Annotated in this window: 9 protein-coding genes; 4 read left to right on the top strand and 5 right to left on the bottom strand. The window is 40.5% G+C overall.

All coding sequences use genetic code 11. The features are described 5' to 3' along the window. Positions 1-504, bottom strand: a 504-nt coding sequence (locus tag ATH1_RS0113100; protein ID WP_010422579.1) for a tyrosine-type recombinase/integrase, incomplete at its 3' end; no start/stop codon positions are given. Positions 505-789: 285 nt separating this feature from the next. Here ATH1_RS0113100 and ATH1_RS0113095 point away from each other — a divergent pair. From ATH1_RS0113095 to ATH1_RS0113085, 3 genes are read left to right on the top strand one after another with little or no spacing between them, the layout of a single operon-like run. Next, positions 790-4056: a tetratricopeptide repeat protein gene (locus ATH1_RS0113095; protein ID WP_010422577.1), complete on the top strand. Its 3267-nt coding sequence runs from the start codon at positions 790-792 to the stop codon at positions 4054-4056. 1 nt (position 4057) lies between these two features. Then, positions 4058-6010, top strand: coding sequence for a DUF3857 domain-containing protein (locus ATH1_RS0113090; RefSeq protein WP_010422575.1), 1953 nt, complete (start codon positions 4058-4060; stop codon positions 6008-6010). Beyond that, positions 6007-7959 (top strand): DUF3857 domain-containing protein, encoded by a 1953-nt coding sequence (locus tag ATH1_RS0113085; protein WP_010422573.1) that lies wholly within the window; start codon positions 6007-6009, stop codon positions 7957-7959. Before ATH1_RS0113090 ends, ATH1_RS0113085 begins: the two co-directional genes overlap by 4 nt. 9 nt (positions 7960-7968) lie before the next feature. Here ATH1_RS0113085 and ATH1_RS20680 read toward each other — a convergent pair whose 3' ends face one another. The 4 genes from ATH1_RS20680 to ATH1_RS0113065 form a co-directional block, all read right to left on the bottom strand. After that, complete coding sequence (locus ATH1_RS20680; protein WP_010422571.1) at positions 7969-8112, bottom strand: hypothetical protein; 144 nt, start codon at positions 8110-8112, stop codon at positions 7969-7971. A 320-nt stretch (positions 8113-8432) separates the two neighbouring features. After that, complete coding sequence (locus ATH1_RS0113075; RefSeq protein WP_044115281.1) at positions 8433-9323, bottom strand: DMT family transporter; 891 nt, start codon at positions 9321-9323, stop codon at positions 8433-8435. An 87-nt stretch (positions 9324-9410) separates the two neighbouring features. After that, positions 9411-9602 (bottom strand): DNA methyltransferase, encoded by a 192-nt coding sequence (locus ATH1_RS20675; protein ID WP_010422568.1) that lies wholly within the window; start codon positions 9600-9602, stop codon positions 9411-9413. Positions 9603-9875: 273 nt separating this feature from the next. After that, positions 9876-10325 carry a carboxypeptidase-like regulatory domain-containing protein gene (locus tag ATH1_RS0113065; protein WP_162096789.1) on the bottom strand — a complete coding sequence of 150 codons (450 nt, stop codon included), beginning with the start codon at positions 10323-10325 and terminating at the stop codon, positions 9876-9878. 406 nt (positions 10326-10731) lie between these two features. Here ATH1_RS0113065 and ATH1_RS21475 point away from each other — a divergent pair, with 406 nt between their 5' ends. Beyond that, entirely contained in the window at positions 10732-10887 is a 156-nt protein-coding gene (locus tag ATH1_RS21475; RefSeq protein WP_010422564.1) for a hypothetical protein, read from the top strand. Positions 10888-10990 lie beyond the last annotated feature (103 nt).

The raw sequence follows: 10990 nt of genomic DNA, 5'->3' as shown, positions 1-10990 counted from the left end.
ATGACGGAGCATGTGGGGCGTAATTCTTCTTTTTATTCCCGTTTTTTTTGCAGTGGTCAACAGAATTTTCCGAATGCCGGAGGCACTATATTGGGTTCCGGGGGCCAGTCCTTCGAAAAGCCATTCTTTTGGGGGGTCAATGTGAATGGTGTTTTCACTATATCTTTTTTGCTTCAATTTTTCCAAATAGCCTTCGGGCAGCGGGGTAGATGCCCGATGAGAATATTTTAAATGACTCAGATTTGATTTCGAAGGGGATGTGTTGTTTTCGTATAACAGAGATTTGTAATCAAGAAAAGCAACCGGCTCCAGGAGACTAAGGGTTTTTTGCAAATCGAATTTACCTCCCGGCTGATACCAACATTTCCGGGTTGCGCTCCGGCAGATCTCCGGCAACTGACGAACATTCCGAATTAATTCCGGATCATACGAAAATTTAAAAAAAATCACTTCGTCGTTTCTGTGGTGATCCGGGACTAATGTTATGGTTGGTTTAGCCTTCAATTTGGATGATTATTTTGTGCATCAGTAAATTTAGCATTACCAATTTTTCTTTCCAAATCATCAGGCGTTTTTTTGATATACGGCCAGTAGGTGTTGTTTAATTTTCAGGTTAATGGCCTCTTCCTTTATAAGCAATAACCACTTGTCGTGCTCTAAAGCATGTCTCAAAATGTAGTGATGTTGGTCGTAGGGAACAATTTAAAATTTTGTTTAAAAGAGAATTAATTAATATATTCAAAAAATATTTTATTAACATTTTAAAGACAAACCTCTCTCTTTTTAACTATGCGACTTTTTTTTATTCTATCCCTGTTGCTGGCATATACTCAACTGGTTAGTGCCCAGCGTGAAACATCTGAAGAAATAATTCAGAAAGGTATTCAGCTTCATGATGATGAAAAATATCAGGAAGCAATTCAGCTTTACCGGCGGGTCAATGAAAATGATTCCAATTATGTCCGGATGTTGTCGGAATTAGCTCTGAGCTATTTGCAAATGGAGATGTATGACAGTGCAGTTGTGATTGCTGAAAAGGGACTTACATTACCATCGGAATACAGGATGCATCTCTTGCGTACAAAAGGTACCGCTTTAGATTATGCCGGAAAGCCGGAAGAATCCATCCGGGTTTACAAGCAGGCCATTGAAGCGTATCCTTTTGTTTATTTACTACATTACAATCTTGGAGTAACCTGCCTGGGACAGGAGCAATATGCCAGTGCTATCCGCTCTTTTCAGGAGGCTCTGAGATGTAATCCTTTTCACGCTTCCAGTCATCTTCAGTTGGGCAAACTAATGGCCCGGCAAAAACAATATACCAGGGCTTTTTTGTCCCTTGAGACATTCCTGGCTCTTGAACCGTATAGCGGCCGGAGCAATGAAATACTTGTTTATCTGGAGAACATTGCCGACAATTACCTGGATACCACTCACGGACATTATATTGATCCGATTCTTGAAAACACTCTGTTTGAAGAAACCGATCATTATCTTCGATCCAAAATGGTTTTGACCTCACGTTTTGAGTCGCCTGTTGACTTTAATGCCTCTATGGTAAAACAAACCACGATGTTGCTCGAAGTATTGCCCTACAATACTAATTCCGACGATTTTTGGGCAGAATTGTATTTCCCTATTTTCCGAGAGGTGAAAGAAGGTGGACATATTGTTCCTTTTCTTTATACAATGCTGCGCTCTACCGGGAATGACGATGTGGTCAAATACTATAAGAAAAACGAGAAGGAGCTGAAAGCTTTTTTTGAAACAGGCCGTTATCTTGGAGTCATTAGGCAGACCCGGAGGTTGAACCTTGAAGGAGAAAAAAAAGAATATCGCTGTGATTATTTTGATGATGGAAGTCTTTTCTCAATAGGGAATAAGAACGAGGCAGGTAAAGAAGACGGTTTATGGATTTATTTTTACGCTAACGGAGAAGTTAATGCCAAAGGGCGGTTCGTTAACGGGGAAAAAGATGGGAAATGGGAATATTTTTATTCCAACGGGATGATGAGCCAAACTGAAAATTATAAAAAAGGGGTACCTCATGGCCCTTATTATACTTTCCATGAGAATGAGGCGAAAAGCCTGGAAGTACATTATGACGAAGGCAATGTTAAGGGGGACGTAAAGTGGTTTGATCTCTTTGGGCTGATTTCTCAAAAAATAGCTTTTAAGGATAATAATTACAATGGCCCTGCAACGAGTTATTATCCTACCAACCAGATAGAAAATGAATATGCCTACGCTGATGGTAATCCCGACGGAGAATTTCGAAGTTACCATCCGAACGGAACCCTTTCCGTTAAACAGCAATTTGTCGATGGACAACTGTCGGGTGAGTATTTAGAATACTTTTCAAATGGACGGCTTTCGGTACGCGGCCATTATGATACCGACCAGGAAACCGGAGAATGGCGATACTATTATGCAAATGGCAATCTTCGTTCTGTTGAGAATTATCAGGAAGGAACACAGGTGGGTAAGACTCAACAATTTTATACTAACGGTCATATCCAGTCCGAATGTCAGATGAATGCTGAAGGAAAGGTTGATGGAGCATACAAATACTATTCCCTCGACGGAGACCGGTACCTGGAAGAGACCTATGAGAACGGGAAATTGGTAGGAGTAACTTCCTTTAACAGAATGGGAAAGAAAGTTGGAAATGCAGAATCGGCTGATGGCACTTTTGATGTTACGCTTTACGACCTGGACGGGCATAAGGTGGTGCAAGGATCATATATCGAGGGGAAGAAGACCGGTCAATGGGCGGTTTATTACAAGAACGGCAACATACGTCAGGAGAGTGAGTATAGCAATGACCGGATTGTTGGCAAACAAACTGCTTATTACCCCGATGGTACCATACAGTCAGTTAGTCAGTATAATGATGAGGGGCTATTGGATGGCGCTTACACGGATTATCACGAAAACGGAAATGTAAAAAACCGGGGGTACTATAAAGACGGATATCAGGATGGTGAATGGAAGAGCTTCCTTGCTACAGGTGATTTGGAGGCTGTGAGCTACTTTATAGAAGGAATTCCTTACGGATGGCAAAATGTTTACGCTGTTGACGGAACGCTTCAGACCCGGCTCAAGACGATCAATGGAAGATTATTCAGAAAGATTGAGTTTGATCCTTATGGTAACGAGATTTTAGATACCGATTTTACCAAGGACTCTGTTTACCGGGCCGTGAATGATAAGGGAGACGTGTTGGGCGAAGGACCGATGATTGGCGGAGTTATGAATGGAACCATGAAGTGGTACGCACCGAAGGGTGATGTTAGCTCTGTCAAAAATTATTATAACGATATTTCTGAAGGCGACTTTTTGAGCTATTATGAAAACGGACAGGTACGGACTCAGGGGCAATTCCTCGGTAATAACAGGATTGGAGAGTGGATAACTTATTATGAAACCGGAGAAAAGGAATATGTGAATCACTATTATGGCGATCAGAAGGACTCGCTCTGTTTTGAGTATTACAAAAATGGCAATATAAGAGAAGTGGCTGAATATTCTTCAGGGGAATTGGAAGGAGACGTAATTTTGTATGACATGGGTGGCGGTTTGATTGTAAAGTTAATTTATTCTGCCGATGAGTTGATGGGGTATCAGTACAAGGTGGACGGAACATTGTGCGACACCATCAAAATCACCTCCGGCAATCAAAGTGTTGAAGCATTTTACAACAACGGACAGAAAAGTTTTGTAAAACACTTTAAAGATTATGTTCCCGAAGGGGAAATGGTGAAGTATTATCCCGATGGAAAGATTGCATTTGTTCGTAATTATCATAAAGGATTGCTCGAGGGTGAGTGCAGAAATTACTATCCCGACGGTACTCTCGAGAAAAAGTTTACCTGTAAAGACGGATTGTTTCAGGGAGAGTACATTGAATATTATAAAAATGGTCGCCCCAAAGAAAAAATCAACTATAAAGCTGATGAAGAGCATGGAGAGCGTGTGTTGTACGATAAAAACGGGAAAGTTGAAAGGATAGAAAATTACCGTAGTGGAGAATTCAACGGACTAAAAAGTTTGTAAAATGAGAATTGTATTGATTTTTCTGTTCTTGTCAACCGTTTTCGTTGCCGAAGCCGGGGAAGAACCGGATTTTTCTCAGTTAAAGAAAAAGTATGGCAGCTATAATGCCGTTATCCCCAATGTGGAATACTTTTATGATTTTGATGTAAAGAAAGATTCCCTAAAGGTTTCTTTTTCTGAGAAACGACAAATGGTAATCCTTAACCAACACGCCAAATCATTTACAAATGATGAAATATATTACAGCTCTTTTACTTCACTGGGAGAACATTCTGCCTATACGCTTGTTCCCGACGGACGAAGATATCGTGAAATAGAGGTTCAGGTTTTTAAGGAAACCAGCGATATGAGCGATTACGTTTTTTACGATGATTCGAAAAGGCTCAATTTTTCCTATCCTTCTTTGCAACAGGGGGCCATCACCAATTTGGAATATACGTTATTGTACACCGATCCCAGGTTTATTCGAAAGAGCTTTTTTCAATCCTATGTGCCTGTGGTTAAGGCCAAAGTAACGGCCAGGGTTCACCGCGATGTTCAGATCGGGCATAAACTCTTTAATACAGATGGGATAGATATAAAGTATAATCGATACTCTAAAGGGAAATATACTTACCACGAATGGGAAGTGGCAGATGTGTTACCTTATAAATATTATAGTACCTCAAGCTATAATATCAATTATTTCAGTCCTCATGTGATTCTTTATGTAAAATCGACAAAAATTGACAATAATACGGAGAAGTATTTTGGTGAAACAGATGATTTGTATCGTTATTATCAGGGATTCATTTCTGACCTGAATACTTCCTACAGCCCGGAGCTTAGAGAACTCGTTGATAAGTTGACAGCCGGATTGACCGGTGAAGAGAAAGCCAAAGCCATTTATTACTGGGTTCAGCGTAATATAAAATATGTGGCTTATGAGCAAGGTTATATGGGTTTTAGGCCGGCTTCGGCAAATGAGGTTTTTGCAAAACGCTTTGGTGACTGTAAAGGTATGTCGAGCCTCATCAGCGGAATGATGGAACTGGCAGGCCTGAATGCCTCAATTGCCTGGGTGGGCACCCGGTATATTCCGTATACCTATGAGCAGTTGCCTTTACCACAGGTCGATAATCACATGGTTGTTGCTCACTATACCGATGATAAAGAGATATGTATTCTCGATGGTACCTTTAATTATCTTGATTATGGTGTTTGTCCGTATCACATTCAGGGTAAAGAAGTGCTGATAGCGAAGGGGCCGGGGCAATATGATATTTTTAAAGTTCCGGTATCGCCTGCCGGTTACAGTACCAAGACCGATTCTGTTTCTATCAGAATGGAGGATGGTCTGATAAAAGGAGTTGGAAAAGTAACTCATACCGGTTTCAATAAAATGGAATTGGCTGAAGCTTTGGACGGCGTTAAGGAAGCCGACTATAATAAAAGCCTTTCCCGCATTTTGAATAAAGGAAATAATAAGTTTTCGGTTGAAAAACATCATATTCATAATCTTTTTGAGTATGATAAGCCTGCAGAATTGGATTATCACTTTGTTCTGCACGATTATTCCCGGCAACTTGGTGATGAACTCTTTGTTAATCTGAACCTTGACAAATCTTATCAGGATTTGTCAATAGATACAACCGGCATCATACATCCTGTCGAAAATGATTTTTATTGCACCGAAACGTTCATCACACGCTTTGAAATTCCCGAAGGCTATGAAGTTACCTATGTCCCCGATGATGGAAAATCCGAGCGTGACAATTTCAGTGTCTCGTTCAGTTACAGCAAAGAAGATAAGGCCATCGTTCTGAAAAAGCAGTTGAAATTTAATTTTTTTGTTTTGACAGATGAGCAGATTTCCGAATGGAACAATTTTATCAGCTTCCTTAAGCAGCAATACCGATCGTCAATTGTTCTGAAAAAATCCGACAAACTAAATTCAAACATTGTTAAGAAATGAGACATTTACTAACCATAATATTGTCGTTCCTGTTGGTGACAGGTTTTGCCAGTAGTAAAAAACAAGATGCTTTTGTTTGGGAAAAAGAACCCGGTTTTTCCGATATCCCCGCGAAATATGCCGACGAGAATGTTGTTGGTATCAACAACGACGAGTCCATAAATCTTTACTATAATGACGATGGCGACCTTGAAGCGATTCACGTCTTACACCGTAAGTTCAGGTTAAACAATGACCAATCCATAAATAAATTCAATAAAATCTCATTCTCCATGAGCAATGTAATTGAACTGATGGACATCGGTGCCCGTGCTATTAAGCCTGATGGCCGGGTTGTGGAGTTTGATGAAGACAATCTGAAAGAGGTTAAAGATGATGAAGATGGCGATGCTTATCGCATTTTTGCCATCGATGGCATTGAGCTGGGCGATGACGTGGAATATTATTTAGTAAGAAAGATGCATCCCGACAATTTTGGAAGAGCCTATTTTCAGTTTGATTATCCGTTACTGTCAGCTTCGTTTGAAATGGTATCTCCTCCTAACCTGATTTACGATGTGAAAGGATACAATGGTTTTCCGGATGCTACGCATGTTGTATTGGACGATGAACGCAACCGTTTCTATTGCAGCATGGAGGATGTTCCGTTGATAAAAGAGGAAAAGTTTTCCTTCGTTAACCCCCGGAAAGCTCGCATTGACTACCGGCTCGATTACAACTATGCCATGGGACGCAGTCAGGTACTTACCTGGGATGATGCGGCTCAAAGCATCTATGAGAGCATTTATCTGGATGTGGATGAAAAAGCGTTCGGGAACTGGGTGAAAGCTGTGGGTGACGTTACCGGCTCCCAGAAAGAAAGAGCTGCAAAAATAGAAGAGTTTTTGAAGTCAAATATATTTATTCAGGACTATCACATTCCTGAATTCAGTGATTTGTCTTTTATCCTGAAAAACAAGGTAACCAGCGACAGAGGTATCGTAAAATTGTATGCCAATCTTTTTAAGAAGTTTGGAGTAGACCACCAGTTGGTGCTGACCTCCGATCGCAGTAAAATAAAGTTCGACGCGGATTTTCAGTCCTGGGATTTTTTGAATGATTATCTGATTTATCTGCCCGGGGTCGACACATTTATTGATCCTCACAATATTGCTTTCCGCATGGGGTGCATCAGGGGCACTTTGTCTGCCACCGAGGGTCTTTTTATTGAACGTGTACAAATTGGAGATTTTGAATCGGCCATTGGCAAAATCAAATACATTCCACCGGCCGGTCACGAGGCCAATTATCATAACATGATCATTGATATTGCCATTGATGTTGACAAAAGCATTGTTGATGTGGAAACCTATCAGGGCCTGAAGGGGTTAAGCGGCGGATTTGTGAAGCATTATTACATAATGAGTGACGAAGAGTGGAAACAAGAAATGCTGCGTGATTTTATGGCAACCGATGTTGCCGAATCAGAAATCAATGTTCTTGAGGTGGTTGAGGAGTACAATCATCCCCGAATGAAAGATGCCCGATTTATTATCCATTCTGAGGTGAGTACACCTGCCTTTTTGGAACTGGCAGGCAATAAACTTTTGTTGAATATTGGCTTATCGATTGGGCCCCAGGCCGAAATGTATTTTGAACAAGACCGGGAAGCCATTGTGGAAAACGACTTCAATCGTTCCTATTACCGGGAAATTGAATTTAAGGTTCCGGATGGCTATAAAATAGCCAATCCTGAAGCCTCGGTGATTAATTTTTCGGAGAAAGAAAACGATGAGGTAATATTTCTTTTTGATTCCGGCTATTCTTATTCAGGAGATACCTATAAAGTTGTTATTGAAGAATATTACAACCGTATTTTTGCTGATAAGGATCAGTTTGAGGGATTTAAAAACGTGATAAATGCTGCTGCCGACTTTAATAAGGTGGTGTTGGTTCTGGAAAAGGAGTGATACCCCGGGTTAGGGGTAGTATCTATGCGCCCGCTCTGAAAGCATCTCCACATCGTCCATATCTTTGGGCTTCCTGCGGCGCAGTTTTTCCAGGAAAGCTTTGTTCTCTTTTGACTTGTTAAAGGCTTCTTCTTTGAATTTATCTAAGTCCATGTTTTTGTTCTTTAACGTAAAGTCGCTAAAACGCTGAGAAGAATTTTAAGATGTTAGTAACTTAACTGCCGAAACGGTTTACCCAAACATTTAACGGGAAATACCTCGTCCCGTGGTCTTAGGAAAAATCCTTTTCAACAAAATTTACCACTTCTGCCTTCTGCCTGTCGGTTACTTTTATTTAACAAAAACCACAAACTACTCAAAACATGTCATTTATGCGCTTTTGTTAGCTTCTTGAATATGTCAGTACCTCTAAAATATTGCTGCTGACTATTGACTAAAAACTACTGACTAAATTAATTTCATCTAAAAGTCTATTATGGCGTTTTCCCGTTTCTGCGCAGCTGAGAGATAAACAATCCTCCGATTACAATGGCTATTCCGGCCAGCTTTTTAACGGTCAGGGCTTCATCCAGTACAATCCATGCAAAGATAGCGGTAAAAACCGGAATCATATTGGCAAATACGTTGGCGCGGGTGACTCCGATACGGGAAATTCCGTAGGCAAAGAAAATGAAGGCAAAAGACGATGCAAATATGGACAGAAGTAGCAATGCTTTCAGTGCTTCGGCCGTCACGGGCGTGCTGATAAAACGTTCCCATTCGTTAATATAAAAAAACGGGGAAAAGAACCCGATGCCAAATAAATTCTGCCATGCCGTCAGGTTAACCGGCGAATAGCGATTGCCCATTCGCTTGATCACCACCGAATACCCCAACGCGGCAAATACAGCGAGAGCCATAAAAAGAAGTCCCTCAATGGGAGCAGTCAGCTCAAAACCATTCTCAAACAGGATGAGGCCAACCCCCGAAAAAGAAATGACTATCCCTGCCAGGTTCAGCCACGAAAACCGTTCATTCATAAACAATACACCCGGAATGGGAGCCAGAAGTGGGATGGTACTCACGATGACCGAGCCCATGGTGGAAGAAATGTAATTCAGTCCGTTGCTTTCGCCCATAAAATACAGGAAAGGCTGAAAAAAGGAGAGGGCCAGCAACCATTTTACATCTTCCTTATGCAGCGGCTGAAAGCGTTTGGTTAAAAACAGGTAGCCAAAAATGAACAGCGAGCTGATCACCAGTCGCAGCCATATCGTTGAGACGGGCGTAAAAACGGTAAATGCCACTTTGGTCCATACAAATGAAAATGCCCAAAAGAGCATAGTGGCGGTGAGTGCAGCAAAAACTTTTATTCGGTGGGGCATCTTTCCGGTCTCTTTTTCGAAAAAGCAAAAATAACGAGAAGCCGGCAAATGTTTTTCCGAAAAAACATTTCCGGTTTCGGGTACAAATCATTCTTTCCAAACAAGATTTAGGTTGTTAATGTAAGTTTCATAGTCTTCGTGATAACCAATTTGATTTTCAGTTCCATAGTCTTTCAGCTGCCAATAAGGTGGGGAAGTGATAACCAAATTAACCGATTTGTCTGGAATAAGATTCATTTGTCGGCTATCTCCGTTAATTATTTTATGGGTCGTCTTCATTGTAGTTTTTTTTATTCAGCTTCTGCAAAGATAGTCATAATTAAGGTTTTTGTCTGGTTTCAATTGTTGCTTCACCTTACCTAACCGGGGTTGTCAGGAGGAGTATAATCCCACTTTGCCTGAGCCCCGAAAAGGCCTTAACCTTATCTGCTTTTATTTTCTTTCCACCTAACGAGAATGGTTGATCTGATTCCTGTTCTCCTATCGATATACCGATGTTTTGCCATGACCAGCCCCCATGTAAATTGAAAAGAATTCGGTTCCAGATGGTTTTTAAAGGAATGTAATAACGACCCCCAAGATAATATTGTCTGAGATAAAAATCTTTATCCAGACTTTCTTTAAGAAAGTCCGCAGAGTACTGTCGGGAATTATGGTTACCTCTTCAAGCCGGATTACCGAAGTGGTTAATTTAACGACCGGCTGATTGATTAATTCCTTAATGGACATCTCTTTTGCTTCATATCCGATACAAGAGAATCGCACAATCCCGTTTTCATACTTATCGGGAATGTTGAGCACAAAATCACCGGTCGAATTACTGGCTGTGCCATATCGGGTTCCTTTTACTCCGATATTAACAAAGGAAAGCGGTTGCAAGGTATTGGTATCAACGATTTTCCCCTTTAAGGTTATGCCCGAAAGGGGAATCGTGATAGCGAGAAGGAAAAATATACATAGGTTGGATTTATGCAAGAGATTGAAAGCAAAATCTCTTGACACATTTACTTCCACGGGTGGCTATTGGATTTCATATAGAATTTCTGGCCATTATATTCAATAACTGCTTTTTTGAAACCTAAATTTGGATGAAATTTTCCTGAAATTGTACGGCTTGGCAGGATGAAAACACTCAATAGCATCGGGGAAAAAAAGTTAGAGTTTGTCATGAGTTTGAGTATTAGAGTTGTATATTTGAAGTAAAAATAATAACTAATGAAACGAGCATGGCAAGGTTTGGCACAAATGAATATGTATAAGTTCTTGCATGCGAGTTCCATCCAACCTTAATAAATAAAATATATACGGATGAATAATTTATCAAAATTTTTCCCGTTTAAATTTAAAGAATACCAGATATTCTTTGATAAATATTCTGTAACAATACAGATCTAATTCTAAATGTACCATGAAAAACTTTGCATTAACCTTACTGCTGACAGCTGTTATTGTCAGTTGTCAGCAAAAACGACCTGCTTCTGTTGACAATCCCGTTTTTGAAACATGGAATTCGGATGTGGCTGAAATTACCAGGATTGATATTTCTGACAGTGCCACAATTTGATTATATGTCGGGGAGCTGTTTGTCTGCCAGCAGGTAAAGAGTTCCCCGATTCAACTTTCCCGTATGCGCCTTTGTCATTAAATATACGAAACCTTCGGTGTCG

It is taken from the genome of Anaerophaga thermohalophila DSM 12881, from assembly GCF_000191885.1.
Lineage (GTDB): Bacteria > Bacteroidota > Bacteroidia > Bacteroidales > Marinilabiliaceae > Anaerophaga > Anaerophaga thermohalophila.
The sequence above is the reverse complement of the archived record's forward strand: the minus strand, read 5'-3'. Positions and strand labels throughout refer to the sequence as shown.

What these genes read in the sequence shown, in the direction of transcription:
- ATH1_RS20680 (WP_010422571.1), bottom strand. Translation starts at nt 8,112, where the DNA reads ATGGACTTAGATAAATTCAAAGAAGAAGCCTTTAACAAGTCAAAAGAG.
- ATH1_RS0113075 (WP_044115281.1), bottom strand. Translation starts at nt 9,323, where the DNA reads ATGCCCCACCGAATAAAAGTTTTTGCTGCACTCACCGCCACTATGCTC.
- ATH1_RS0113095 (WP_010422577.1), top strand. Translation starts at nt 790, where the DNA reads ATGCGACTTTTTTTTATTCTATCCCTGTTGCTGGCATATACTCAACTG.
- ATH1_RS0113085 (WP_010422573.1), top strand. Translation starts at nt 6,007, where the DNA reads ATGAGACATTTACTAACCATAATATTGTCGTTCCTGTTGGTGACAGGT.
- ATH1_RS21475 (WP_010422564.1), top strand. Translation starts at nt 10,732, where the DNA reads ATGAAAAACTTTGCATTAACCTTACTGCTGACAGCTGTTATTGTCAGT.
- ATH1_RS0113090 (WP_010422575.1), top strand. Translation starts at nt 4,058, where the DNA reads ATGAGAATTGTATTGATTTTTCTGTTCTTGTCAACCGTTTTCGTTGCC.
- ATH1_RS20675 (WP_010422568.1), bottom strand. Translation starts at nt 9,602, where the DNA reads ATGAAGACGACCCATAAAATAATTAACGGAGATAGCCGACAAATGAAT.